Origin of the sequence: Spirulina subsalsa PCC 9445 (genome assembly GCF_000314005.1) — a bacterium.
Taxonomy (GTDB): domain Bacteria; phylum Cyanobacteriota; class Cyanobacteriia; order Cyanobacteriales; family Spirulinaceae; genus Spirulina_A; species Spirulina_A subsalsa.
The window spans coordinates 743,125-769,109 of sequence record NZ_JH980292.1 but is presented as its reverse complement, the minus strand read 5'-3'; the positions used below and the strand labels follow the sequence as shown (position 1 = coordinate 769,109).

20 protein-coding genes are annotated in these 25,985 nt (G+C 45.6%); 11 read left to right on the top strand and 9 right to left on the bottom strand.

The window, feature by feature from the left end:
* The first annotated feature begins 14 nt into the window (after positions 1-14).
* The gene (locus SPI9445_RS0103905) at positions 15-2,213 is read left to right on the top strand and encodes a tetratricopeptide repeat protein (protein WP_026079511.1); all 2,199 of its coding nucleotides are present in this window, start codon (positions 15-17) and stop codon (positions 2,211-2,213) included.
* 186 nt (positions 2,214-2,399) lie between these two features.
* Here the strand turns inward: SPI9445_RS0103905 and SPI9445_RS0103900 are convergent, their stop codons facing one another.
* From SPI9445_RS0103900 to SPI9445_RS0103885, 4 genes are all read right to left on the bottom strand, one after another.
* Positions 2,400-3,536, bottom strand: a complete 1,137-nt coding sequence (locus SPI9445_RS0103900; RefSeq protein ID WP_017303416.1) for a quinone-dependent dihydroorotate dehydrogenase — start codon at positions 3,534-3,536, stop codon at positions 2,400-2,402.
* A gap of 13 nt (positions 3,537-3,549) precedes the next feature.
* Positions 3,550-3,849: a hypothetical protein gene (locus SPI9445_RS0103895; RefSeq protein ID WP_017303415.1), complete on the bottom strand. Its 300-nt coding sequence runs from the start codon at positions 3,847-3,849 to the stop codon at positions 3,550-3,552.
* A gap of 151 nt (positions 3,850-4,000) precedes the next feature.
* Entirely contained in the window at positions 4,001-6,346 is a 2,346-nt protein-coding gene (locus tag SPI9445_RS0103890; RefSeq protein WP_017303414.1) for a putative PEP-binding protein, read from the bottom strand.
* Between the two features lie 47 nt (positions 6,347-6,393).
* Positions 6,394-7,497, bottom strand: coding sequence for a YheT family hydrolase (locus SPI9445_RS0103885; RefSeq protein ID WP_017303413.1), 1,104 nt, complete (start codon positions 7,495-7,497; stop codon positions 6,394-6,396).
* 378 nt (positions 7,498-7,875) lie between these two features.
* Between SPI9445_RS0103885 and SPI9445_RS0103880 the strand changes: the two genes are divergently transcribed.
* Together SPI9445_RS0103880 and SPI9445_RS0103875 are read left to right on the top strand one after the other, a co-directional pair.
* Positions 7,876-8,619, top strand: a complete 744-nt coding sequence (locus SPI9445_RS0103880) for a response regulator transcription factor (protein WP_017303412.1) — start codon at positions 7,876-7,878, stop codon at positions 8,617-8,619.
* Between the two features lie 284 nt (positions 8,620-8,903).
* Positions 8,904-10,958 carry an ABC transporter ATP-binding protein gene (locus tag SPI9445_RS0103875; protein WP_017303411.1) on the top strand — a complete coding sequence of 685 codons (2,055 nt, stop codon included), beginning with the start codon at positions 8,904-8,906 and terminating at the stop codon, positions 10,956-10,958.
* A gap of 326 nt (positions 10,959-11,284) precedes the next feature.
* On the opposite strand, the gene SPI9445_RS0103870 is transcribed toward SPI9445_RS0103875, so the two are convergent.
* Positions 11,285-12,439 (bottom strand): glycosyltransferase family 61 protein, encoded by a 1,155-nt coding sequence (locus SPI9445_RS0103870; RefSeq protein WP_017303410.1) that lies wholly within the window; start codon positions 12,437-12,439, stop codon positions 11,285-11,287.
* A 285-nt stretch (positions 12,440-12,724) separates the two neighbouring features.
* On the opposite strand from SPI9445_RS0103870, the gene SPI9445_RS0103865 reads away from it, so the two are divergent.
* Together SPI9445_RS0103865 and SPI9445_RS0103860 are read left to right on the top strand one after the other, a co-directional pair.
* Positions 12,725-13,927 (top strand): glycosyltransferase family 4 protein, encoded by a 1,203-nt coding sequence (locus tag SPI9445_RS0103865; RefSeq protein WP_017303409.1) that lies wholly within the window; start codon positions 12,725-12,727, stop codon positions 13,925-13,927.
* 11 nt (positions 13,928-13,938) lie between these two features.
* The gene (locus SPI9445_RS0103860; RefSeq protein ID WP_202803633.1) at positions 13,939-15,099 is read left to right on the top strand and encodes a glycosyltransferase; all 1,161 of its coding nucleotides are present in this window, start codon (positions 13,939-13,941) and stop codon (positions 15,097-15,099) included.
* 114 nt (positions 15,100-15,213) lie between these two features.
* On the opposite strand, the gene SPI9445_RS0103855 is transcribed toward SPI9445_RS0103860, so the two are convergent.
* The 4 genes from SPI9445_RS0103855 to SPI9445_RS0103835 all read right to left on the bottom strand — a co-directional run bounded on the left by SPI9445_RS0103855 (position 15,214) and on the right by SPI9445_RS0103835 (position 21,257).
* Positions 15,214-16,026, bottom strand: a complete 813-nt coding sequence (locus SPI9445_RS0103855) for a DUF1963 domain-containing protein (protein ID WP_017303407.1) — start codon at positions 16,024-16,026, stop codon at positions 15,214-15,216.
* A gap of 135 nt (positions 16,027-16,161) precedes the next feature.
* Entirely contained in the window at positions 16,162-18,321 is a 2,160-nt protein-coding gene (locus tag SPI9445_RS24265) for a PAS domain S-box protein (RefSeq protein ID WP_017303405.1), read from the bottom strand.
* Between the two features lie 224 nt (positions 18,322-18,545).
* The gene (locus tag SPI9445_RS0103840) at positions 18,546-20,930 is read right to left on the bottom strand and encodes a response regulator (protein ID WP_017303404.1); all 2,385 of its coding nucleotides are present in this window, start codon (positions 20,928-20,930) and stop codon (positions 18,546-18,548) included.
* Positions 20,931-20,972: 42 nt separating this feature from the next.
* On the bottom strand, positions 20,973-21,257 hold the full coding sequence (locus SPI9445_RS0103835) for a hypothetical protein (protein WP_017303403.1): 285 nt from the start codon (positions 21,255-21,257) through the stop codon (positions 20,973-20,975).
* Positions 21,258-21,282: 25 nt separating this feature from the next.
* Here SPI9445_RS0103835 and SPI9445_RS0103830 point away from each other — a divergent pair, with 25 nt between their 5' ends.
* From SPI9445_RS0103830 to bchL, 6 genes are all read left to right on the top strand, one after another.
* Positions 21,283-21,510 (top strand): hypothetical protein, encoded by a 228-nt coding sequence (locus SPI9445_RS0103830; RefSeq protein ID WP_017303402.1) that lies wholly within the window; start codon positions 21,283-21,285, stop codon positions 21,508-21,510.
* 395 nt (positions 21,511-21,905) lie between these two features.
* A complete protein-coding gene (locus SPI9445_RS24260; RefSeq protein ID WP_017303401.1) occupies positions 21,906-22,127 on the top strand; it encodes a hypothetical protein in 222 nt (73 codons plus the stop codon).
* A gap of 464 nt (positions 22,128-22,591) precedes the next feature.
* Positions 22,592-23,017, top strand: a complete 426-nt coding sequence (locus tag SPI9445_RS0103820; protein ID WP_017303400.1) for a BlaI/MecI/CopY family transcriptional regulator — start codon at positions 22,592-22,594, stop codon at positions 23,015-23,017.
* On the top strand, positions 23,017-23,880 hold the full coding sequence (locus tag SPI9445_RS0103815; RefSeq protein WP_017303399.1) for a M56 family metallopeptidase: 864 nt from the start codon (positions 23,017-23,019) through the stop codon (positions 23,878-23,880). Before SPI9445_RS0103820 ends, SPI9445_RS0103815 begins: the two co-directional genes overlap by 1 nt.
* Before the next feature lie 77 nt (positions 23,881-23,957).
* Positions 23,958-24,404 (top strand): FHA domain-containing protein, encoded by a 447-nt coding sequence (locus SPI9445_RS0103810; protein WP_017303398.1) that lies wholly within the window; start codon positions 23,958-23,960, stop codon positions 24,402-24,404.
* Positions 24,405-24,993: 589 nt separating this feature from the next.
* The gene (gene bchL / locus SPI9445_RS0103805) at positions 24,994-25,860 is read left to right on the top strand and encodes a ferredoxin:protochlorophyllide reductase (ATP-dependent) iron-sulfur ATP-binding protein (RefSeq protein WP_017303397.1); all 867 of its coding nucleotides are present in this window, start codon (positions 24,994-24,996) and stop codon (positions 25,858-25,860) included.
* The last annotated feature ends 125 nt before the right edge of the window (positions 25,861-25,985 follow it).

Here is a 25,985-nt window from a genome sequence, read left to right as displayed (position 1 = left end):
AAGCTGAAACGACTGTGGCACATTCCAATACGGTTATTTATCAACGGTTATATAAGGCCTTAAGTGTGGGGTTACGTCGTCAAATTTTTGTGGCGGTTTGTGATCCGGTGCCACTGCGCGATCGCCTTTCGGAACAATTACACGCCGGACAAAGTGCCTCTTTCCCGCCCCTCATCACGGTGAGACTCAATGCGGAGAACCCCAATTTTTTAAATGCGATCGCCACGATTCTCCAAGATAACCCCCACCTCAAACAATCCAAACTCTCCCCCACCTTTGAAATTATCGGCATTGAAGACCTGACCCGCAAATCTGCCCCCCTTCAACAACGTTTTATTCGCCATTTACGGCTGATTGAGCGCCATTTACCCCAACTGGATTTTAGTCTTTTGCTCTGGTTGCCCCGGCCTTGGTTAGGCAATATTCGCCAAGCGGTGCCAGAATTTTGGCGCTGGCATACCGGAGTGTTTGAATTTAGTAGCGAGGTGGACAGTTTCCCCGAAGAATCGACCCCCTCCCGTCCTTCCCTTCCCCCTCCCCCTCCTCTTTCCCCCCTCAGTGAGGGAGAATTCCCCCTCGTCACCTTACAATTTAAACCCTACTCTCCTCTCCCGATCCCTCAGCAAGAATGGGCAACCCCTCGAACTCCCTCCCCTCCGGGATTAGACGAGGCGCCCCCAGAAGGTTTAGATGAAGGTCATCTAAACCCTCCAGAGAGCCTTGAAAGGGCTGCCGATGGTCGAGAAGATACCGCCGAGGGTGAAACGCCCTTAGCTGTCTCTGGAGAGCTACAGGACAGCACACAGGTCACTTTAGAAGCCCCGATAGACCCCCAAGAGAGCGGGGAGACGGTGTTAGAACAGCCCTTAGAAGCCACCGACGGGGAAACTCCCTTAGACCCCCAAACTGACAGCCCAGAATCCCCCCCCTCAGAACCGATCCCTCTCCTGTTTTCCTTCCCCAGTCCAGAGGAACTCGAACAACTCAAGGCCTCCTACACCCTTGAAAGTATTGCCCAAGGCTTTCTACACTTAGGGCAACAGTACCGCGATCGCATTGCTCAAGGCGACCCTTCCCGAGACATTCTCACCCAAGCCATTCAGGCTTATCAGGGGGCCTTAGACTGTCATCCCACCTTGCCGTTAGCGGCCGAAGTCTTGAATGATTTAGGCAATTTTTACTGGATGCGTTCACGCATTGTCTCAGACCGAGAATCCCGCCGTCCCGACAGTCCAGAACAGGCCTTTCCCGACCTAGAAGAGGCCTTAATCTGCTATCAAACGGCCCTCCTACATATTACCGACCCCCAAAATTTCGCGACCACCTACGGCATGATTCACAACAATCTGGGGGCAGCCTACGGGGATTTAGCCCGTTATCGGGACTTTATCGAGAATATGCAGCTATCCATCGCGGCCTATGAAGAAGCCTTAAAATATCGCACCCCGGACAGTAATCCGACCAAATACGGATCCACCCAAAATAATCTCGGCACCGCCTACTGGCACCTTGCCCAACAACATCATCCCATCGAAAATCTACGCGCGGCGATCGCCGCCTACACCGAAGCCAGCCAATACTACGATCCCAGCGAGGACTTTGGGCCTTGGGCGATGATTCAAAATAACCTCGGTACCGCCTACTGGAACCTCTCCCAATACGAAGACAGTATCAACTCCCTCAAAAAAGCCGTCATCGCCTACGAGCGCAGTTTACGCTATCGCACCGCCAAAAACGCCCCGGCCGCCTGTGCTGCCACCCAAAATAATCTCGGCACCGCCTACTGGCACCTTAGCACCGCAGAAAACTTTTCGAGTCGGAGTAAACAAGACTACCTCGAACGCGCCGCCGCCGCCTATGGCATCGCTACCCAACTCGCCCAACAACTGAGCCATCAAGATCCCCCCATCCCCGTTAACTTCGACTGTCTCGCCACCTACAACAACTTGGGTTTAGTTCATTATCAACTGGCCACTACCGACGGTTTCTTGCTACCCACCGACATCAAACTGGAATATTTAGAAGCTTCCTTACAGGCCTATTTACAAGCCCTAACGGCTGTTCCGCCCGACTCGGAAATTTATCAAACGGCCTTTAATTACATTGTCCGCACCGTACAAGCTTTTTATCAGTACGGGGGAATTCAGGGACAAAATCGAGCCTTATCTCAAATTCCAGGCCCCTTATTACCCCAATTATTACCCCGTTTGTAGGTGCGATCGCCTCTGGTTTTGACCCTCTCCGTCTCTTTAGGGTCTGCTGAATATCCCTCTAAGCAGTGTTACTAGGACTTTTAGCCGTTTATACCAAATTAAATAGACTTGAGGGCAAAAACCTGAATTTCCCCTGTTCCCCGTTCCCTGTTCCCTAGCCCCACGAGCAAAGTTATTCAGTAAGCCTTAAGGGGTCAGCCTTGCCCCATACCCTACGGCCTCAGTAATATGGTTTAATCCGTGATCTTCGAGCTTTCGTAACAGCCCTTTGAGGACTCGCTGCATCATCCAAGGCCCCTCGTAAATCATGCCCGTGTAGATTTGAATTAAACTAGCTCCGGCGATTATTTTTTCCCAAGCGTCCTCACCGTCAAAAATTCCCCCTACGCCAATAATGGGCAAATTTCCCCCCGTTTCTCGCCAGATAAAGCGAATCACTTCTGTAGAACGTTGGGTTAGAGGTTTGCCGCTAATCCCCCCTGCTTCCTCTGTGACAGGGTTTCCCGTTGCGGCTAAAACTTGGGTTTTCAGATTGTCCCGTTGTATGGTGGTATTGGTGGCAATAATGCCCGCCATTTGGTAGGTTTGGGCGATTTCTAACACCGAGGCGATCGCCTCCCAATCCAAATCTGGCGCAATCTTAACCAGAATGGGCTTTTGCCCCTGATTTTTTTCTTGCAAGACCTCTAAAATGAACCCCAACTGCTCACTATCTTGTAAACTTCGCAATCCCGGTGTATTGGGTGAACTCACATTCACCACAAAATAATCCCCCCAATCTTGTAACTGTTGGAAACTGCCTAAATAATCCTGGGCAGCCTCAGCTAAGGGCGTAATTTTTGATTTGCCCAAATTAATCCCCAAAGGAATCCGGGGATTTTTGCCCCAAGTCGCGAGGCGTTGCTGAAGTGCTGCACTACCCAAATTATTAAACCCCATACGGTTTAAAATCGCTTCATCTGCCATGAGACGAAATAAACGAGGTCTTGGATTGCCCGGTTGGGGATGGAGCGTAACAGTGCCTAATTCTGCGTAACCAAAGCCAAATTTATCCCAAATCGGGGCGGCGATGCCATCTTTATCAAAACCAGCCGCCAATCCTAAAGGGTTAGGAAAGGTTAAGTTCCAGAGCTTTTGTTCTAGTCGAGGATCGGTGACGACACAGGTGTTCTCCAGATAAGCTAACAGGGCTTGAGTAGCGGGGGTTTGGGCATGGCAAGTTATCCAGTCCAAACTACTCACGGCGGTATGATGCGCCCATTCAGGGTCTAATTTCAGCAGGGAAAAAATCAGAGGCCGGAGGGTGGTTGTATAAAGATCCATAGAGGCTGTTTATTCAGCGTTTACGGCGTTTTTGTCGTTGTTCGTGGGTGAGAACGGGTAAAGGCTCTAAAGTTGGGCTAGGAGGCAAATAACCTTTAGGGGGGGTCTGGGGACTTTGTAAATGATAGGGTTGATTGAGTTTCCAACGAATTACAATAGCTATCCCCACCGTCAGAGTCCCCAACACTAACAGAGAAGGTTGTCCGCCTACCCCACCAATGACCGCATCGACGAGTCCCATTGTCAGAATAAAACTAGAAAGGGGTTCTTTGCGATAAGTTAGACCTAAAACGGGGCGAAGAAGAGTATTCATAAGACTTGAGTCAGAATCCTACACTATTATTTTGACAACTTTTGCCGATAAAAACACGTTCGATGTCCTAATCTCCCGGACTCCTGCGATACAAGCGTTGACAGGTTTGATTCTTTATCCCTAAAACCTTGCACTTTCTCGCTGTTAGAAGTCAAGATTGCCCATTAGCTTTAGTCACCCGGGCAGCCGCTAAGAGTAAACGTTTTTCAGCCCGGGCTAGGGTTTGATAGGTAGACTCAATGGCATGGGGTTCTACAGAAAGGGCTGTCACCCCCCATTGCACCAAATGATCCACGAAGTCAGGAATTTCTAACACCCCTTGCCCACAAATAGAACAGGGAATCTGATAGGTGTGGGCTTGGGTAATTAACTGTTGCAACATCCGTTTTAAGGCCGTGGCATCTTGATCATAAAACTGAGCCAGTGGAGGGTTTTCCCGGTCTACTCCTAGTAATAACTGGCTTAAGTCATTGGTGCCAATGGCAATACCCTGCACCCCGGCCTCAATATAGTCCCCAAGGAGGAATAACACCGAAGGCACCTCGGCCATAATCCAAAGTTGGAAGGTGGGCGATCGCAATAATCCTATTTCCGCGAGGCGATCGCGACAATACCGAAATTCCGCCACACTGCGCACAAAAGGCAAAATCACCCGAAAATTTCCATAACGCCCCTGAATCGCTTGTAATGCCTTTAATTCCGCCTCAAACAAGGCCGGATGGAACTGATAGTGATAAGTCCCCCGTAACCCCATTAAGGGATTCGCCCCCCCCTGCCAATTCTCCCCCAAAGCCGGATATTCCGGGAAACGCCAGTCCGTCGTGCGATAAAAAATCGGACGGGGCTTAAAGGCGGCGGCGAACCGTTCCAAACCTTGACGAAGCCCATCGACTAAGGCTTGGGGATCTGCCAACCACTGGGCTAAAGATTGTTGATGCAGCAACCCCATCATCATCATCTCAGCCCGCAACAAACCCACCCCATCCACCCGACATTGTGCCACTTCTTCCGCTAAATCTGGTTGACTGACATTCACCCACAATTGCGTTCCAATCCAGTCATGTTCCGCCTCATCCGACTCTTCAGTTCGTGGAGAGGGATTTCCCCGGAGTACAAGGGGAAAATGCCCCTCTGTTTCTGGGTTCTCCGGCTCCTCTAAAGGGTCAGAGTTTCCCGTATAGCGATACACCTCACCCCGAGTGGCATCTAACAAGATTAATTCTCCCGTTTGAATTTGGTGGGTAGCCTGGGTAGCCCCCACCAAGGCAGGAATCCCTAATTCTCGGGCTATGATTGCCCCATGACTGGTCATTCCCCCGGTTTCTAACACAATGCCGATGGAATGCTGAAGCAAGGGCAACCAATCCGAGGTTAACCCCTGTGTTACTAAAATAGAACCGGGGGGAATGGCGGGTCGAGGTTTTTGGTTGGGGAAAATGACCATTGCCGGAGCAATCACCCGCCCCGGAGAAGCAGGCATCCCGGTCACTAGAACCGATGACTGTTCTAGAGCCATAGGAGGAGGGCGAAAATAGGGGGTGCGTTCTGGGGTGAATTGAGTCAAATATAGCTGTAACTTGTCTTGCTCAGAACAGAGAATCCATTCTAGGGAGAAATGCTGTTTTCCCTCCTCTAGCAGACGACGAGACAGTTCAATTAAATCCTGTAGGTTTTGATAGTCTAACGCATAGTCATTTTGTTGGGCTTCTGTGAGGGCAATCACATCTAAGGGGTTAGTCCGGCTTTCAGATGGAGCTAGAATCTCGTAGGCTCGGGTTTTATGGCCGAGGTGTTTAGCGGTTAAGATGCCTTGATTCGCTTTAATCGAATAGGTATCGGGATCCACTTCTCCCCGTACCCAACTCTGTCCTAGTCCCCAACTCGATTGGATAGACCAGGTTTGTTCATTGGTCGTCAGGGTGCCCGATGCCACTACCTTCCAGAGGGGTTGGACTAATAAGGCACAGTGAACGGGTAAACGTGCGATCGCCATTCGTTGCCGATAAAACAAACTTTTCGCCGAGAACAAATCCGCCCATACTTGCTTAATCGCCCTTTCCAAAGCCTTGGGATCATTCCTGCAAACTTGAGCCATTAACACCCCATGTAGATGTTCCTCCCGCTTTTGGGGAATCGTCACCGAGGGACGTATAATCAACGTCGGAGTCCCCAACTTCTTAATTTCCTGACTCAAATCCTCTAACCAATCCACTTCTAAAGCAGTGGCCGAAATAGCCACCCGAATATGGCGGGTCAATTTTTGCAAGGCTTGGTAATCATCCACATCCACATAGAGGGAAGAATCGGCTAAATCCACTAACAGGGGTTCTGACTCTCCGAGACGTTTTAAAAAAGCCTTGAGCGTCGTAGTGGGAATCACAAAACCCGGCACAATAGGATAGCCCAAACGTCCCAATTGACTCAGGGCGAGAGCTTTTTCCCCGACTAAATTTACCTCGGTTGGCTCGATCTCCTCAAGCCAGTAAAACTTGCCCATGCCACATTTCTGGTAATCAGTAAACAGGAATCACCCAATCAGGAATATTAACTGTTCACAGTTAACTGATGGAGTAGTCCTCGTTGTCCCACTTGCTGCTCCCATTGGTGTTGAGAGAATTCTAACAAGCGATTCAAACCCCAAAACTCGTCCTCTTGGGGGGTAGGATCAGTCAAATGACCCAGATGACCCCCGTGAGTTGTGAGTAACAATGTCCCGTCTGGATGCCCCGCCATGCGCGCTTCTATCTCCGGCACTAAATCCGGCTCAAACATTGGATCATCCGCCGCATAAATCACTAAATACGGTTGTCGAATTTGATCGAGCAAATACAAACCACTTGTTTGTTCATAGTAATCCCTCACCGAGGGAAACCCGTAATAATTAATAACAATTTCCCGATCAAAGCCCATGATGGAATCAATCCGGTTCACAACGTCCGGCGACAGGTGTTCCGGTAAGGAAGCGCCCCCTCGACCATGAAACCCACACTGTTGAGCGACAAAAGCCCTTAACTCCTCCGTTAAAACCCGCTCAATCCGCCGTCCTACCCACGTTGTTTGCAGCCAAGTCAGAGAACGATTCGACTCCAACGCCGGACATAAAACCGCCCCAAAACCAATCAAACGGCTTTTTTCCCACTCCGCCGCCTTTAACCCCCACAACGCCAACTGTCCCCCCAAAGAAAACCCCACCAAACCCACAAAAGGAGGACAACCCAACTCTACCAACTGTTCCGCCAGTCGCACCTGATCCCAACCTTCCCGCCAACCATCGGAACAAGGCACCCCAGACAGTTCCGCCGTCTTGCCATGAAACCGCCAATCATAGAGCAAGACTGCCCACCCCTGTTCATAGGCCTTGCGTGCCAAGGTCTGAGCATACCAAGCCTGTTCTACCGTCCCCGTGATTCCATAGGTGATAATCAGCGTCCCCTTTGCCCGAGGGGGACAACTCCACACCCCCCACAACGGCACATCATCCGCCCCCGTAAACACCTTCTCTCGCCAAATCATGGGCGGAAACCGCCGCAACCAAGCTGCCTGTTCCCCCTGTTCTTCCCAGCGTTTCCCATAGCGCTTACTCGCCCAAAGCGTATGGACTAATCCCTGCCGTAAATACCAAGGCACTTGATAATTCGATTTAATCATATGTTGATAAAGTTATGTTAAGAGACAAAGAGAACTGTCTCAGAAATCTTATAAAAGTATAAAGACTAAAATTCTGTTCCTGGTGTCAAGAAAAACCCCCAACCCGGAATCCTCCGCAGATTCCCCCGGGACTTTTGCCGAACGGCACTCGCCTGAAACCCAGATTTACTAAGGGTTAACAGGCTGTTGCAATCTTTAATAAACTGCCCCTTGACAAACCCACCCCTTTGTATCAAAGCAGCCAAAAAAACTCCCCTGAGTGCGACCGAATTGAGAATTACCCTTTATAATCAATACAGATTTCTTAATCTAACCCTTACAGTTCTTAGAGAACCGTAACAAATCCACAAATACAGCAGTCGCTAATATTCTCTGGTCATGCCCCGAATCTTGGTCATTGACGATGATCCCGCTATTTCAGAACTTGTCTCCATTAATTTAGAAATGGCTGGCTATGATGTTAACTTAGCCAGTGATGGAGTAAAAGGTCAGGCCCTTGCCGTTCAACTGCAACCTGACTTGATTATGCTGGACTTAATGCTCCCCAAAGTTGATGGTTTTACAGTTTGTCAACGGTTGCGTCGAGACGAACGGACAGCAGATATTCCAGTCCTGATGCTCACCGCTTTAGATCAAACTCAAGATAAAGTGGGTGGATTCAATGCTGGTGCAGATGACTACATGACAAAGCCCTTTGAACTCGAAGAAATGCTAGCACGAGTGCGGGCTTTACTCCGTCGGACTGACCGTATCCCTCAAGCGGCCAAACACGCTGAAATCCTAAATTATGGACCGTTAACCCTGATTCCAGAACGGTTTGAGGCGATTTGGTTTAACAAGACCGTCAAGCTCACCCATTTGGAATTTGAATTATTACACTGTCTTCTCCAGCGTCACGGACAAACCGTATCCCCCAGTGAAATTCTCAAAGAAGTTTGGGGATATGATCCCAATGATGATATTGAAACCATTCGGGTTCATATTCGCCACTTGAGAACAAAACTAGAACCGGACCCTCGTCATCCCCAATATATTAAAACGGTGTACGGGGCTGGTTATTGTTTGGAACTACCTAGTTCTGATCAAGTCGCCGTTGACGCTAATTCTGAAGAAACGGTTTAGGCGGACTGTCTGTCCCTAGATTTTCCGGTTGGGTAAATCCCTGAAATCGTGGACTTTTAAAGCATTCGCCCAGTTGAACCCACCATGAGGATCAATCTAATCGTTATGGATTGGATTGATCCTTGGTTATTCTAGGAGGATGGATTGGTGCAGTGGCGGCACTTTGCTAGAAATTAATGTTCCACTCACCTCTCTAGCGACTAAAATTGATGGGGGAGTTGCGTCAGTGGTAACAATCCACCCGGTTCTCCTTTAGATCCCTACAGCCATAGAATCCTGGATTTATGAATCCCAATCAACTTTTACTAAAATTTGCTCTCCAGTACCCAATCTTAATGGTTTTGACCATTGTCTTAGGTTTTTCTGGAGCAATTTTTAATGGTATTAGTACAGCCTTAATTGTCCCCTTACTCCTAGGATTCTTGGGGCAAGATACAGGCCTCTTACAACGGGGTCCCGCTGCCCTTCAGCAACTGATGTTATTTTTTGAAAGATTTCCGGGCGATTTTAAATTCATTGCCATGATTTTCTCAGTCTTCTTGGCAATTTTACTAAAAAATGTAGCCCTTTATTTAACGACTATTGTCAGTTCATATTTAAATCGCTCCTTAATTACTAATATGCGCCTTCAGGGGGTGAGACTTTTACTAGAAATTGACTTAGATTACTTCAGTAAAACTAAGTTGGGTGATATTGTCAACTATATTAATCAGGAAGTAACCCGAGCAATTAGTTCAATTAAGATTGCTATTGAAATGCTAACGGTTGCCATCACAATTTTAGTTTTTGCGGCTATTTTAGTTTCTTTATCTTGGCAATTAACCTTAATTTCTACTGTATTACTCGCTCTGGTTGCACTGAGTAATCAATACTTAATCATGAGTGCTAAAAAATATGGTAAAATTTTATCAGATCGATCCGCTCAATATACTCGAAAACTACTTGAAATTTTATCTGGTATTCGTTTAATTAAAACCGTTAGTACGGAAGAAGCAGAATATAATATAATTAAGGGACTGATTAAAGAACGAGAGGAAGCGGAATTAAAATCTCAAGCTACTTTCGCCGCCATTTCTCCCTTGAATGAGTGCTTAGGGATTTTGACTATTTTGGCTATTGTTGTGGTCGGTCGCTATTTGTTTTCAGAACAACTAGAAGCTCTTTCTACTATTCTGTTAATTTATCTAGTCACCCTATTTCGTCTGATTCCTTTTATTGGTCAGTTAAACAATAACCGTAGTCGTTTTGCTAATGCCGCTCCAAGTGCTGAAATTATTGCCCATTTCCTGAATCGAGACAACAAGCCCATCATGGGTAATGGAGAACATCCTTACAGCCCAATTAAAGAGGGGATTCGCTTTGAGAATGTTAGTTTTGCCTATCCCGGTAGTAATGACAGGGTTCTTAATGACATTAACTTATGGGTGCCGAAGGGGAAAACGGTGGCATTGGTGGGGTCTTCTGGAGCGGGAAAATCAACCTTAGTGGATTTAGTGCCACGATATTATGACCCGATTGAAGGTCGGATTACTTTGGATGGTATTGATCTGAAAGATTTTAATATGTACGACCTGAGACGCTCTATGGGTGTGGTGAGTCAGGATACGTTTTTGTTTAATAACACGATTGCTTACAATATCTCCTATGGCAAGGAAGATGCTACGAAAGAGGAAATCATCATGGCGGCTAAACGAGCTAATGCCTATGATTTTATTATGGAATTATCCAATGGGTTTGATACGGATATTGGCGATCGCGGCGTAATGCTTTCTGGGGGACAACGACAACGGATTGCCATTGCTCGCGCCCTGTTACGAGATCCCGATATTCTGATTTTAGATGAAGCCACCAGCGCCTTGGATACGGTATCGGAACGGCTCGTACAGGAAGCCATTGATGAATTATGCCGCGATCGCACCACTCTTGTGATTGCCCACCGTCTCTCCACCGTCCAGCAAGCTTATAAAATTGCTGTGATGGAAAAAGGCCGGGTCGTGGAATTTGGCAATCATGAAGAACTCTTAGCCATGAATGGACAATATGCCAATCTTCACGCCATGCAGTTTGGCAAGAAAAAAGCCAAAAAAGTGGTTCTTCCCACCAATGCGGCTTTAATTCGGGCTTCTATCCGCGCCTCCCACGAACTCCGCACCCGTCTTTCCTACGAAGTGCGCACCAGTCTCAATGCTATGTTAGGCAGCCTACAACTAGCCACCGATGACCTTGTAGACACTCCAGAAGAGAAACAAGAATTGATTGAAGAATCCTACGCGGCCGCCCTTGGACTGCTCAAAACCCTCTCTTACTTTGAGGAACATGGTGCAAAATCAATTGAGTGAACTACCCCACCCTGCCGAGGCGCGAGGATGGAGCTTCCTGATTCAATGGGAAGTGCTTTCTATACCGAAATATAGCGAGTCTTATCTTCCCTCCCTAGGCAGAAGTCCTAGTTCCTAAGACCCAAATTTTCTCTTGCAACACAGCCCTTTTTAGCTTGGTTTTCGCTTTGGGAGTTAGTGGTCAAGTCCATCCGGTCCCTGCAAGCGAGGAAGGGGAATTCCGCAACATTTTTGTTAAAAGCGTGACAACTTAAAGCTGTGTTGTTTGGAATGTCGGGGTGAAGACCTCCGTTATAGCGACGAGAGGAGCTTAACGGTGGGAGGAGTCAACTGACTAATTCGGCTAAAGCTTTATTTAATAAGGACGGCTCAATTGTAAAATCAAACTTGCATAGACCCCGACGTTTTGGTAGTGGCTCTGTTGTAGCGCCTACAATATAGTGATGTTCTAAACCGATCACCTGAGAAAGTGCGAAAAAGTACGGCTTTAAATGTCCTGCCGACATTAATTCTAAGAGCTTAGTTCCCGGTTGACAAAAGACCAGATTAGTCAAGGCTGCGCCATGAGGTGCAACAATAATCGCGGCTTCATGGAAGACTTGAGGTTGATAGGGTTCTTGGTCAGGATTGTATAACTCAAAGCCATATTTTTTCAGCAGAGGATAAAGTTCTGATTCATTGGCAATCTTACGAGTCCCAGTTTTACGCGGTATGTACAAGCGACGTTGAGGCTGACTTGGCTCTAGTTTAACGCGCTGCTGCATGAAATCTACAACCCAACGGGGATAGTGTGCTTGTAGACCGGGGTGAGTTGTTGCGATTAGGCGATCCGCTTGAATTCCTCGTTGGCGTTCAGACCAAATACACTTCGATTCGTTAATTCCGAGTTGTCGAAAAATATTCCAAGCATTTTCAGAAATCGGTTTAGGTGCTAAAATCCAATCGACCTGATCTAAAGAAAATCCGGCCTTCTCAAAGAGATGCAGACGGGTCAAAGAATCTAGCAAAAAATGACAGTAATTATTCGAGGCATTGGTCATCAAGGAGAAACAAGTTCCCTCAATCTTCTCAATGGGGTACTTTACAGAGGGTAAATGAGCATACTCCAGCCGATTCCGATGGTAAGATAAATCAGGGAGGAAAAAATCGTTTCCTGTCAGGGTGTAACCCTGAATATCCATGACCTGACCCTTGGGAATTTCCAGGACTCCAGTTTCTGGAATGTGCGATCGCAGATTTTTGGTAAAATCAACCGACAGCTTCCCCCAGTTATGACTTCGATTTTTGTCCCAGTAACAAGACAAACTCGGATAGACAAGATACCAAGTCCCTTCTTGTTGACAATAATCTTGATAACTTATCCAGTTTTTCGCCAGTCCCGTCGGACCACAAGCTTCAGGATCGGATCGATCAAACCACGACCGCAGTTGATTCAAGGTTTTTCGTTTGATACGATGTAACAGTGATACAGGATCAGGCATAATCAGGATCTTGAGAATAGAATATTGGTGAGATGTCCATTCAAGCACCAATATAGCAAGGAGTCCCTTGTATTCAGTAACATCCTTCACGAATGACGAATGTTGCTCAAGCAGAAAAAGGGAAGACAGCCTAGAGTCTTAGCGTGTAAACAAGTATCGCTCCCATCTGATCACAAGAACTTAATGTTTCTCTGGTCGATGAAGAGACTACCATGGATACTTAGAGTTCTCTCTTTATATTAGGATGATTCTAGATCCCAGTTTATCAAACTTAATGGTCTGCACATGATGGTTTACCATTCTGCAAAAAAGTTAAAGATTTCTATTATTGTGAGTGACATTTCCACCAGTGGAGCCGGAAGATGGGGAGGAGCAGTCCGCACCTTTTTACTAGCTCAAGCCCTAGAAAAACTAGGACATGAAGTAGAAATTTTAGGATTCGTTTTTGGCGATAACTTTCCAGATACTTCTTCATTGCCCTTTCAGATTAAAGCCATAAAGGGCAAAAATTACCCTAACTTCCTGCAATCAGCCCGCCAATTAATGGGAGAGATTACTGGAGATATTCTCTATGCACTACGGCCAAAAGTAACAAGTTTTGGCGTAGCATTATGGAGTAAAAAAATCAGAAAGAAACCCCTTATTTTAGATATTGATGATTGGGAGTTAGGATGGCAGGGAGGAGATAAATTCAAGTATCCAGAAAATTTTAGACAACTCGCTAGAGATATTATTAAGCCCGATGGAGCATTGCGTTTTCCCGATCATCGTGTTTATTTAAAGTGGATGGAAAAAACGGTATCTTCTGCTGATCTAATTACTGTTCATACGGAATTTCTTAAATCCCGTTTTGGGGGGATTTATATTCCTAATGGTAAAGATACAGACTTATTTAATCCAGAAAACTATGATGTAGAAAAAAGTCGAGTTAAATATAATTTACAAAATTATCGTATTTTAATGTTCCCGGGAGCGCCTCGTCCCTATAAAGGGGTAGAAGATGTTCTGATGGCACTTGATCAATTAAATCAAGAAGATTTAAGGCTGGTAATTGTTGGAGGGAGTCCCTACGATGACTATGAGCAGAAATTACAAAAAAAATGGGGAAAATGGTTAATCAATCTCCCCCAATTTCCAGCAGTAGAAATGCCGGAAATTGTAGCGGCTGCTCATATTGTTGTCGTACCTCAACGGGATACCCCTGTCACTCAAGCTCAATTCCCTTTAAAACTGACGGATGGGATGTCAATGGCAAAACCTATTCTAGCTACACGAGTGGGCGATATTCCAAAATTATTATCAGATACCGGGTTTTTAGTTGATCCTGAATCTCCAGAACAAATCGCTGATAAAATTCAGTGGATTTTTGACCATTATGATCAAGCCATCTTAGCGGGAAGTCGTGCTAGGGAAAGATGCGTTGACCATTATAGCGTTAACTGTATGGCAACGATTCTAGAAGATGTGATCAAACAACTCGGTTACTGATAATAATACCCGTGTCCTTTAGCTTACCTTCGCAAAATATCAACATGAATTCATCTGAAAAACAAAAAAAAGTTGCTTTGTTTTACCCCCTTTTTTTAGGAGGAGGTGCTGAAGCCGTTGCGCTATGGATTGCCCAAGCATTAAAAGACAACTATGACTTAACTTTATTTACTTTAGTCAATATTGATGTCCGTTATTTAAATGCTATGTATGGGACAGAAATTGAGCCAGAAAAGTTAAAAATAAATGCACTTATCCCAGACAGGTTGAGCAAGTTTACAACTTTTTTAGTGGCGAATAATTGGAATTTCAAGATTTTTAGCTATCATCTTATTATTCGTAAATTAAAAGCTCATCGTTCAGAGTATGATTTAGCGATCTCAACTTATAATGCCATTGATATGGGAGGCAAAGACATCCAGTATATTCACTGGGTTAAAGTCTTAGATGATAACAAAATTTATAACAGAGTTTCTAAGTTATCTTACGAAAATTTGAAGAATAACTACTCAATTGCTAACTCTGGTTTTGTTGCCGATAAAGTTAAACAAACCTATGGGATAGAGTCAACAGTAATTTATCCTCCCGTGGTTTTGGAAGTGCAGGATATTCCTTGGGAAACTAAAGAATATGCCTTTATTTGTAGTGGTCGTTTAACTCGACCGAAAGAACCCCATCGGGTGATTGAAATTTTAAAGGAAGTGCGCGCACAAGGCTTTGATGTGAAGCTATATCTGACTGGAGGAGGGGGGGGAACTTATGCGGTAGATTATCGGCGCTTTCTCCAGAAAATGATTGATCAAAATTCCGACTGGGTGACACTGTATGAAAACTTACCCTATGAGGACTACAAAAAAGTTTTGACCCGGTGTAAATACGGTATTCACTACAAAAAAGAACCCTTCGGGATTTCTGTGGCGGAGATGGTGAAAGCGGGAGCTCTCACCTTTGCTCGTCGCAAAGGAGGGGGACAAATTGAGATTATTGGACCGGAAAATGATGAGTTATTATTTGACCGTCCTGAAGAAGCTGTCAAGCAGATTGTGGCTGTTTTAAGTGACGAGGCGAAAGAGAAAGAAATGTTGGCTAAATTAGCGGCGCGAAAAGAGCTTTTTTCTACGGCTAAGTTTACCCAAGAAATTAAGAAGTTTGTAGATCATTCTTTGGCTTAATCGAGTGGCTATTTGTGCTGTCATGGATAAGCTCTCCTGGAGGGCTTATCCATTCAGTTTGTCACACCTTCAAAAATAAACCTAAAGCACTATTTTTTCTTAAGAAAGAGCCAATTAAACAGCTACTAAATAAGAACTAACCTCACTAAAATCTAGCTGACTTAATTTTTCAGGGTCAATAAAAAAGTAGAAAAACCCCCCATCATCATCGGGATGATCTAATTCTAATAAAAGCTGACCTTCCGCCTTATCTAGTGTCTCCGGCACATAGGAATGAACTTCAGGATATCCCCCTAATTTCCCATTTCCTTTGAGTGCCATGTGTTCCTCTTGTTCATAAAACCACTCATAATAAAATTCCTCCCAGTTCGGCAGATTTTCGGGTTCGTCTAAGGGATGAAACACCGAAAAACCGCTACGATAGTCTAAGAAAACATCAGACTCCAGAGAGAAACTTAAGCGATAAACATGATCATACCACTCATTATAACTTCGTTCTTCTGCCAGAAAACTAAAATCTGTGATTAATTCCCCTTCGTCTTTAGAAATCTCTGGAAAGTAACGAATGTAATGTTGTGTGGACTCCCACTGTCCCATGGGAACGATGTATCCTGTGTAAAATTGTAAAAGTCCCTGTTTAGGAAAGTTGAAACCAGGCAATTCCGGCACATCAGCGCAGTCAATCTGACCTAAAAACATTAAAAGCCGATTGGTTTCTGCATCTTTGGGGTAGTCCATTCCTTTGGGTAAATAAGGATATCCCCCTAGTTTTGTCTCCCAAGGTTTCAATAAGTCTGGTTCAGAACCGCTAATCCAGCCCTGGTCGTGGCAGGTTATGGCGATATAAGGCAGTAAATTATTTTCTAAAAACGGTTTAACTTCGGCGAATTCGTCAGGTATTTTAGCAATTAAGTTAGGATCAATCATGGTCAAAATTTTCCAAAATATTGGATTTTTTCATGATATCACAAAACAATTGAAAATCTTCATCTATTCGAGTAAAATTAAGGTTTTTTTTTATTATTTTTTGCGGTTGACACTCGCAAAAATAAAGAGTAAAACCTAAGCTTTAGGCAGGGTGAAATAAAAACAAGTTCCTTGTCCTAGTTGACTTTCTGCCCAAATTCGTCCTCCGTGTTGTTCAATAATTTTCTGACAGATGGCAAGTCCTAATCCTGTGCCTCCTTTTTGACGGGCATCGGACACATCCACTTGTTGGAAACGGCGGAAAATGCTGTGTAGTTTATCGGGGGGGATGCCACGCCCTTGATCTTGGACACAAAAACAGATGCTGGCCCCATAATCTTGGGCTGAGACAGTAACGGTGGTATGGGGTGGGGAAAATTTGATGGCATTGTTCAAGAGGTTGGTTAGGGTTTGTAAAATGGAGTCAGCCTCAGCCCAAACTTGAGCCTCTAGGGGTTGGGTGGTCAGGGTAATGGGAACTGTACTGGCGATCGCCTGCATCACCTCGACGGACTGTTTCATTAAGTGGGCCACGGAACAGGAGGCCATCTCTAACTGAAACTGTCCCGAGTCCAAGCGTTCCAAGCTCAGGATATCATTGACCAAGCGGACAAGGCGATCGCAATCTGTCCGGGCAATTTCTAACATTCGTTGGGCTTTCTCCGGTTTATTGTTATAAATCCCCGTTGCTAATAACCCTAAAGCCCCCTCAATGGCCGTCAAAGGCGTGCGTAACTCATGACTGACCACAGAAATAAATTCATGTTTCATCTGGTCAATTGCCCGTTGTTCACTAATATCTTGCACTTGGGCAATCAAATATAAAGGCTGTCCCTCACTATCTCGCACCAAAGACGCAGAAACCAACACCCAAACCGCTTGACCGTGCCGATTAAAATACCGCTTTTCTTGTTGATAGTAGCGAATTTCTCCCCGGATAATTTGCTGTTGATAACACTCACTCATTGACCAATCTTCTGGGTGAGTAATCCCTTTTAAGGTTAAGTGGCTAAACTCCGCTTCACTATAGCCTAAAATTTCACATAAAGAACGATTGACCCGCAAAAATTCCCCCTCAATTGTCACTAATGCCATACCAATAGCAGAGTCGCGAAAAGCCCGACGAAACCGTTCCTCACTCTCGCGTAAAGCTCGTTCAGCCTGTTTTCGCTCACTAATATCTCGTAAGGAAACAATGTAAACATTCTCCCCTTCCCATTGCGCCTCAGCCACCGTCATTTCTGCATATTTGACTTCTTGACCCCGAGAATGTAGCTCAATTTCTGCTGAACCTCCTACTACAATAGGACGACCCAATTCACTCCCCATAATTTGCTCAATGGATTTATTAAATAAACGGGTAACGGCCGGATTAGCAAAGCGTACAATTCCTTGACTATCTACGATTAAAATTCCATCAAAAGTGTTATTGACAATGGTCTGTAATCGTGCTTCACTATCCCGTAGTTGTAATTCAATCACTTGACGTTCTGTAATGTCTCGATAGGCACTCAATAGCCAAGGCTCGTTATTGATTTCTAGGCGAGAAGTAGAGACTAATAAAGTTTTGCGCTTACCAGATTTAGTAACAATTTGGGTTTCGATATTTTCTCGCACTCCAACCCGTAAAACATCTTGAATTTCTTGGGCAACTCGTTGTCGTTCTTGTAGATTCGGATAAAGATAAATCAAGAAGTCTTGAAAACTTCTCACTTCTTCCCGACTGTAGCCTGTAATTTGTTCTAATTTAGAGTTGAGAATCATAAATTCTCCCCCTAAATTGCTCAGGGTAATCCCTTCCCCCACCGTTTCAATCACCGTTAACATTCGTTGCGCTAAGTCTTTTAATTCGGCTTCTGTTTTGCGTTGATTGGAGCGGTCTTCAATTAGGGCATAATACCCCAAGACCTGACCATCTTCTCCTAGGTCAGGGACGAGGGTAGCGGCAACATAACGAATATGATTAGGGCTATAAACCATTTCTGTTTCATATTCTACCGTTTGCCCTTGTAAGACTTGATCAACCTTAGATTTTATGTTTTCATAGGCAACTTGACCAATAACATCCCAGAGGTATTGATTGATAATTTCATCAGTGGAGCGTCCGAACCATTTTTGATAGGTTTGATTCGCAAATTGATAGCGCAATTCTCGATCGATATAGGAAATACAAACGGGTAAGGCATTGGTGACTAAACGGAGTCTGTTTTCACTCGTGCGAAGGGCTTGGGCGGTTTCATCTGGTATATTGGACATCCGGTAATCCTAAATTGGCGAGGAGTACAACCGAAGCAATTCATTCTCTGATTGTAACCATTCAGGAGGGCAGGGTAGAATAGGGGGGCGACGAGGGGAAGACTGAGCCGGTTCTCTCTAGGAAATTTTCACGAAATTTTCACAGACATTTTCACAGACATTTTCACAAACTGTTGATTACTTCTCATCAGTTCTCATCAGTTCTCACCAGTTCTCATCACTTTTCACCAGGGCAGACAGACAAACCGATCTCTTCCTTGTGCCTTGGCTTCATATAAGGCCTGATCGACAATGTGCAGCCATTGATCTAAAGACTGATTTCCTTGAGGGATTCCACTGCTGACTCCTAGACTCATTGTTACCCGTCCATAGGGAATTCCGGCGGCATCACAAACGGGGGATTTGATATGGGGAATATCGGCTTTTTTGAGTTTGTCTCGGATGCGTTGAGCGACACGAACGGCCCCGGTTAAATTGGTTTTTGGTAATATAATTGCAAATTCTTCTCCTCCGTAACGGGCTAATAAATCACCGGGGCGCTTTAGGGAGCTATTGAGAAGATGGGCAACGGTTTGTAAACAACGATCTCCGGCTAAATGACCGTAGGTGTCGTTGTAGAGTTTGAAGTAGTCTAGATCCCCTAATAGCAAGCTACAAGATTCTTTTTCTCGGTGATGTTGTAACCAAACTTGTTGTAAATATTCCTCAAAGTGACGACGATTGGCGATTTGGGTTAACCCGTCAATGCGGGCTTGATATTGTAATTTTTGTTTTTCTTGATGTTGTAGGGTTTTCAGTTGGTGCTGGAGTTGAATCCGTTCAATGCGAATGAGAACACGAGTCACTAATTCGGGGCCGACTACGGGCTTCCCAATAAAATCATCTACGCCAGCCGCGAAAACTTCTTGAATGGCTTGGGCTTGTGAACGATCTGTAATGCCGATAATAGGTAAATCGCCCCATTCGGCATCTTGACGCACAACGCGGCAGAGTTCGAGACTCTGGACAACGGTCATTTCTAGGTTGAGAATCAATAAATCGGGGGCAGTTTGGGTGAGGGCTTCCCAAAATTGATCGGGGTGCTTAATGGTGGTAATTTCGAGTCCCCACGGTTCCAATAAACTGCGGAGGGTTTTGAGGGTGAGGGGATCATCATCCATGATCATCACTTTAGCATCGGTGCTGGTGGGGGGGAGAAGGAGGGGGGTGATGGTTTGGACGATTTGGGGGAGGGCAATGGGCTTATGGAGAAAGCCTTTCGCGCCTAAACGGGAGGCGGTGATGCGATCGCCTAATCCCCCTCGCACTGTAAACATTAACACCGGAATCTGGGGCAGGCGATGGGTTAATTCATCCAAAAATTGCAAGCCATTTTGTTCGGTTTCGGAAAAGACTAAATCTAGCAAGATGACATCGGGTAATCGTTGTTTTAACCACTGTCGCGCTTCTTCAATGGTCTGGACAGTCTCAATTCTCACCCCCCACTGGGTCGCTTCTCGCATTAACTGACTGGTTAAGTTCAGGTCATCATCAACCACTAAAACTAAGGGGGTGGGCAATTGTCCGGTTTCGTCATCAAGACGAGGAGGACAGCAGAGAATATGTTTTAACTGAGTAACTTGATTACTAAAATAAACCGATTCGAGCGCTGTATAGGGAGTTTCTCGGCCGAGAAGTTCCTCTAATTTTCGGGCTATTTCTGACCCCATCGGATAGCCAAAGGTACCCAGACTTCCGGCTAGTTTGTGGGCGTTGATTTTGGCCTGTTCGTGCAATTCTGGAGTCAGGGTGTTGTCCTTCAGGGCTTCTGCCGCTTTGTCTAAAAGCTGTACCTGCTCATGAAAACTGTCCTGATACTGCTTTAAAACCGTCACCAAGCGGGCTAATTTGTCGGTTTTGAGGGTGGATAAATTGGGGATAGGGGGGGCGGCTTCTTGGGGCTTTAAACGGTAGCCCAGACCATATAAGGTGTCAATGGGATCAATGGGTAGCCCGGCCACCCGCAATTTACGGCGTACTTCTTTGATTAGTGTTGTCACGGCGCTTTCTGTCGGACAATGATCCATTGACCACAGCCGATCAATAATGGCACTCCGACTATAGACCCGTTGAGGATTTTCTAAGAAAAGTTGTAAGACGTTATATTCCTTATGGGTTAAGGAGATTAGTTGATTCTGATAGGTGACTTCTGCGGTGGCGGGATTACAACAAAGCTCTCCCCAGCGCAGGATTTTGGGGTTCAGGGGATGGGCTGCCCGTCGGAGTAAGGCGCGAATACGGGCGAGGAGTTCTGAGGGGGTGTAGGGTTTGGTGACATAATCATCCGCCCCAGCCTCAAATCCGGCGACGACATCCTGATGGGAGGTTTTAGATGTTAACAGTAAGATGGGCTTTTGGTAGCCACTCGAACGCAAACGACGGCAGAGGGTTAGGCCATCAAGATGGGGGATTAACCAATCCAACAGAATGAGGTCGTAGTCTGCACTGCTGGCTAAATCCAAGCCGCTACGACCATCTATTGCTCGGTCTATTACATAATGGTGTTGAGTTAATAATCGTGTCAAAAAGTCCCCTGTGACTGGATCATCTTCAACAACTAAAATTTTCATGATAGGATCACGAAATATAAGGACAAGTAATGTAGTGTCACACTAAAGATGTTGATAGCGATAGAACGTACACAAATCAAACATAGCCCCTACAAAACCCCAACAGAGTCCAATAGTAATGCTTCCTTCTACCGGATGACCGTTGCCAAATACGGCTAAGAAGGTGAGAACCTGATTAATACAAAGTTGCCCTACATCATGACCATAAGGCAACATTTGGAACAGCCAAAAGCTCATCAGGAGCATTCCAGCGACAATAATCGGGGCGGCAAAACTAAAAAATGTTGTCAGTAGGACTGAACGTAGGAGATGAGATGAAAATTTCATAGGAAAAGTCCCTCGGAAGATCAAGATGGCTGCTGGGATTTTGCTGTTTGGGATTTTGCTGTTCTACATGGAGCTTGACCTTGAGCCAGCAGCGAAGGTTTATGAGTCACCAATACTAACCCACATCCAACATAAGCAGAAGTCACCCCTTTTGGTCAAAAATGTCTTAAATCTTAAAAAAATATTTAAAATCTTGGTGAATATAATTAAAGTTATGTTTTCTCTCCGTATTAGTACGGGAATAACCCGTTGAGGAATTCTCCTAATTTCCCGACTATGCAAGGATTTACAGCCTAGGGCAGGATTGTAACGTTTCTCGTTTTGGGAGGGCTTGACTCGCTTCAAAAAACTTGACATATTTTTGTTTTTGTGTATGGTGGTTTGAACAACTCTAAGCGGAAACGACTTAGAGGTGTATGTGGGCAAAAGTTCCCGCAACAGGGTAAGAATGCCACTTGTCACAAGGGATAAATCCTTGTAGACACCCCCACTTCGCGGAACGCAGGTGGCGGAGCATTCATCTGGACGGAGAACAGAAATGTAGAAAATGCTACATTTGCTGTATCTTTATCCACAGTTTAATTTTTTTTAACCTTCCCTTAAAATCTAAGGTGGAGTTCATTTTCCGGCTTGATGAGGAGTAAACACATGATCCAGTCCAAATTTGTCAAATTATTGCTCGCTTTAGGTTTAGCGTTTGCGGTTGCAGCCTGCGGCACTGAGCCTGAAACCACTACTCCCGAGGGGACTGAAGCCCCCGGAGAAACCACTGAGGAAACCATGCCTGAAGGCACCGAAGCCCCCGAGGAAGCAGGCACCGAAGCCCCCGAGGAAGCAGGTACTGAAGCCTCCGAGGAGGCAGGGGAATAGATTAGGATCTATCCTAGGCTATCTGATTGCAGCTTAATTTTTCTATTGAAGAATTAAATTGTGAAGAAACAAGGGGCGTGATTTTACACGCCCCTTGTTCTTGGTGGGAATCTTCTAGAAAACGGCTGCTCTGATACATTTACGCGACATTTTTCCGGTTGTTCCCGGATAATGCAACGATAGCACCACTACCTGTTAAGGGAATGGAGGCGGTATACCGCAAAGCTTTTAGGAAGATGATCTAAAAACACTGTTTAGCTTGGTAGTCTTAGACCTCTTTAAGGGCGGATGTTTTTTTATACCCCAAGGAGATAACATCTAGGTAGGGCTTACTGAATAACACGCCTACGCTAGACTCAGCAAGGGAACGGGGAACAGATCATCCAAAACTTGCACAAGTGGCGATTCCCGACTCTCCAACTGATTCAGCAAGCCCTATGTATTCGCTATATTGAGAACTTGATATGACTCCTCTGCCTGATCATCGTCCCCAAAAACTCTCCCTAGGCCCGTTGGAAAAGGAAATCTTACACTGGGTCTGGCAATTGGGGTCTGCTACGGTGAAAGATATTCATGAACGGATTTTGGCGGATCCAGACCGAGAACTGGCCTATACTTCTGTGACTACGGTTTTACAACGTTTGGAGAAAAAGGGCTGGTTAACCTCTCGGAAACGAGGACGGGCGTTTTCTTGGTCGCCTCGTATGAGTCAGGAGGAGGCGGAAGTCCTGTTTGCTTATGAACAATTTAATCGTTTTCTGGCGGTGAGTAACCCGGATATTGTGGCGGCTTTTGCCGATAGTCTCGATAGTGCGAGTCTGGAGCAAATTCAGGCGATCGCCCATCGTTTACAAGCGGTTCGTCAAGCCCGGGAGGAGAAGGAGTCCTAATGCACTTACTCTTGAGTTTATTCGTCCTCGCTGTTGCTGTTTCCATTCGTTACAGTTGGACCCCCTGCCCAGATTCTGGGTCTAAAGCGGGTTGGTCTAGGCGCTGGGTGGGGGCGATGATTGTTTTTACCCTGCCCCCCTTGTTGTTGGTGATGACGGCGATCGCAGTTCTTTGTATGGGACCCCAAGGGAAAATGATGGGAATGCCCACAGATCCCCTCAGTTATGGTGCGGTTCTCGGTTTCCTCCTGATTGCCTTCTCTATCCCCCTAAAACAAGCCCTAGCAGGGGGCAAATCCCTAGAAACCATCCAATCCTACCCTCGGGTTAAACTCGCCCCTCCTGCCCCTCGGGCTTATCTTTTAGACAGTGAGGGCTTATTTTGCGCTCAGGTGGGATTTTGGCAACCGCAATTAGTCGTAAGTCAAGGTTTATTAAAAACTTTAGATGCAGAACACCTTAACGCCGTGTTACGCCACGAACAAGCCCATATTTACTATCGGGATACCTTTTGGTTTTTCTGGTTAGGCTGTTTACGCCATCTCACCCCTTGGCTGCCCAGTACTCAAGCCCTCTGGGAGGAATTGCTTTTATTACGGGAATTACGCGCTGATCGTTGGGCGACTCAATCGGTAGATGGTTTATTATTAGCTGAGTCGCTGTTAATGGTGGTTAGTGCGCCCCTCCTGACTCCCGCCAGTATTAGCGCAACGATTCAACGGCCGATTTTGCGCGATCGCCTACAAGAACGGATTGAAGCCCTACTCCACGAACCCCAACCCCCCTATCATCTCCCTTGGTGGGCGTGGAGTTGGTTAATTGCCGCTTTTTTGCCACTTTTAGTCATTCCCTTCCATTGTTAAGTTGTACTATGATGGCTAGTGTGTAGCGATTGTTTCAATCCTCATGCAATCCTCAACCTAATTGGTTATAAACTGCGGTGATTACCCTAACTTTACTGCATCCGAGCCAATCTACCCCCGTGCAAAGTTGGCTATTTGATTCTGAAAGCGTCGTCCGTTTAGGACGAGGCAACCAGAATGACGTTGTTTTATATAGTGCAGTAGTTTCCCGTCGTCACGCTGAATTACAAAATTTTGAGTCGAAGTGGGAATTGATTAACTTTGGGGCCAACGGAACCTATATCGACGGAAAATCAATTACCCAAGCTAGGGTAGTGGATGGCATGATTATCCGCTTAGGAGAGTCCGGGCCCAAGCTGCTCATCCGTTTAGGGGCAAATGATCCCGCGAAGTTAGGAAAGGTGGTCAATCGGCGATCGCCTTCTGCCTCAACTCCAGATCCCTCTGTGGAACGAAATACCCTCCTAAATTTAAGAAATACCCCCGTTGAAAATCACCCCGACATTCCCACCAACTTAGAGTGAAAGTCAGATGTGGGAGAAAGCTACACAGCCTAAACAGGTCAAGAAAGCCTACTTCCCCATTGTCCGAACTTTCAAAATGTAATTATTCTTTACCTCTCCCCTTGACTCCCTAAAAACCCGTTGAAAATCAGCCCAAATCCTCCCAGAATAACGTTTTCGGGGGGCTTTTTTGTGCTAATCCTACTCAGCAATCCCCTAAACCAGAGACTAAATTCCGCCAATTTCAGGATTTAATCGAAAATTCTCAAGAGAACAAACCCCTAAAGCAATAAAGCCTGTTCCCCTTGCTGGGATAGCGTTCCAGCGTGAGGATAGAGCTTCAACTTTAGGCATTATTTTTTATTGTACTATATTAATATAATAAAAAACAAAAAATAAAGAATAAAACTTTAAATAAGCTTGAAACAGTTTCTAATAACTGAGATTCTCTATTAAACTTAAATAGAGCTAAAAACCCCGATTATCACCCCGATTCATTTTTTGCCCCCCTTTCCAAGAGTGATTCCCTTGGTCAATAATGCAATCAAGAGAAACAACTAGAAAAACTCCCAACCCTTTAAACGACCTATCATTTAGGAGATATACCAACGTGAAACTCTCAGTTTATGGAAAAGGTGGCATCGGTAAATCAACCACAAGCTGCAACATCTCCGTTGCCCTAGCCAAACGGGGGAAAAAAGTCTTACAGATTGGTTGTGATCCCAAACATGACAGCACCTTCACCCTTACAGGGTTTCTCATTCCCACCATCATTGACACCCTACAAGAAAAAGACTTTCACTATGAGGATATTTGGCCCGAAGATGTAATTTATAAAGGCTATGCGGGAGTGGATTGTGTCGAAGCAGGAGGCCCCCCGGCAGGTGCAGGATGTGGCGGTTATGTAGTAGGAGAAACCGTTAAACTGCTCAAAGAATTAAACGCTTTTGATGAATATGATGTTATTTTATTTGATGTTTTAGGGGACGTAGTATGTGGCGGATTTGCTGCTCCTCTGAACTATTCCGACTACTGCATGATTGTCACCGATAACGGGTTTGATGCCCTCTTTGCTGCCAATCGCATCGCCGCTTCTGTACGAGAAAAAGCCCGCACCCATCCCCTCCGTTTAGCGGGATTAATTGGTAATCGTACCTCTAAACGGGATTTAATTGAAAAGTACATTGAAGCGGTGCCGATGCCTGTTTTGGAAGTGCTGCCTTTAATTGAAGATATTCGTGTTTCTCGGGTGAAAGGGAAAACCCTCTTTGAGATGGCGGAACAAGATCCCTCGCTCAATTATGTCTGTGATTTTTACCTCAATATTGCTGATCAAGTTTTAGCGTTACCGGAGGGGGTTGTTCCCAGTGAGGCGCAGGATCGGGAATTATTTACTCTACTTTCTGACTATTATCTCAATCCTCCTAAAGCGGCTTCGGTGACTGTGGAGGATGAATTAGATTTGATGATGGTTTAGTGAGGAAATTTTATCCCCCCTAGCCCCCCTTTGGAAGGGGGGGAAAGAGGGAAAGTCCTCCTTTGGGAAGAGGGGAAAGAGGGAAAGTTCCCCTTGGGAAGGGGATACCAGAAAAAAAGTCCCCC

What these genes read in the sequence shown, in the direction of transcription:
- SPI9445_RS0103900 (WP_017303416.1), bottom strand. Translation starts at nt 3,536, where the DNA reads ATGGATCTTTATACAACCACCCTCCGGCCTCTGATTTTTTCCCTGCTG.
- SPI9445_RS0103895 (WP_017303415.1), bottom strand. Translation starts at nt 3,849, where the DNA reads ATGAATACTCTTCTTCGCCCCGTTTTAGGTCTAACTTATCGCAAAGAA.
- SPI9445_RS0103890 (WP_017303414.1), bottom strand. Translation starts at nt 6,346, where the DNA reads ATGGGCAAGTTTTACTGGCTTGAGGAGATCGAGCCAACCGAGGTAAAT.
- SPI9445_RS0103885 (WP_017303413.1), bottom strand. Translation starts at nt 7,497, where the DNA reads ATGATTAAATCGAATTATCAAGTGCCTTGGTATTTACGGCAGGGATTA.
- SPI9445_RS0103880 (WP_017303412.1), top strand. Translation starts at nt 7,876, where the DNA reads ATGCCCCGAATCTTGGTCATTGACGATGATCCCGCTATTTCAGAACTT.
- SPI9445_RS0103875 (WP_017303411.1), top strand. Translation starts at nt 8,904, where the DNA reads ATGAATCCCAATCAACTTTTACTAAAATTTGCTCTCCAGTACCCAATC.
- SPI9445_RS0103870 (WP_017303410.1), bottom strand. Translation starts at nt 12,439, where the DNA reads ATGCCTGATCCTGTATCACTGTTACATCGTATCAAACGAAAAACCTTG.
- SPI9445_RS0103865 (WP_017303409.1), top strand. Translation starts at nt 12,725, where the DNA reads ATGATGGTTTACCATTCTGCAAAAAAGTTAAAGATTTCTATTATTGTG.
- SPI9445_RS0103855 (WP_017303407.1), bottom strand. Translation starts at nt 16,026, where the DNA reads ATGATTGATCCTAACTTAATTGCTAAAATACCTGACGAATTCGCCGAA.
- SPI9445_RS24265 (WP_017303405.1), bottom strand. Translation starts at nt 18,321, where the DNA reads ATGTCCAATATACCAGATGAAACCGCCCAAGCCCTTCGCACGAGTGAA.
- SPI9445_RS0103840 (WP_017303404.1), bottom strand. Translation starts at nt 20,930, where the DNA reads ATGAAAATTTTAGTTGTTGAAGATGATCCAGTCACAGGGGACTTTTTG.
- SPI9445_RS0103835 (WP_017303403.1), bottom strand. Translation starts at nt 21,257, where the DNA reads ATGAAATTTTCATCTCATCTCCTACGTTCAGTCCTACTGACAACATTT.
- SPI9445_RS0103830 (WP_017303402.1), top strand. Translation starts at nt 21,283, where the DNA reads ATGGCTGCTGGGATTTTGCTGTTTGGGATTTTGCTGTTCTACATGGAG.
- SPI9445_RS24260 (WP_017303401.1), top strand. Translation starts at nt 21,906, where the DNA reads ATGATCCAGTCCAAATTTGTCAAATTATTGCTCGCTTTAGGTTTAGCG.
- SPI9445_RS0103820 (WP_017303400.1), top strand. Translation starts at nt 22,592, where the DNA reads ATGACTCCTCTGCCTGATCATCGTCCCCAAAAACTCTCCCTAGGCCCG.
- SPI9445_RS0103815 (WP_017303399.1), top strand. Translation starts at nt 23,017, where the DNA reads ATGCACTTACTCTTGAGTTTATTCGTCCTCGCTGTTGCTGTTTCCATT.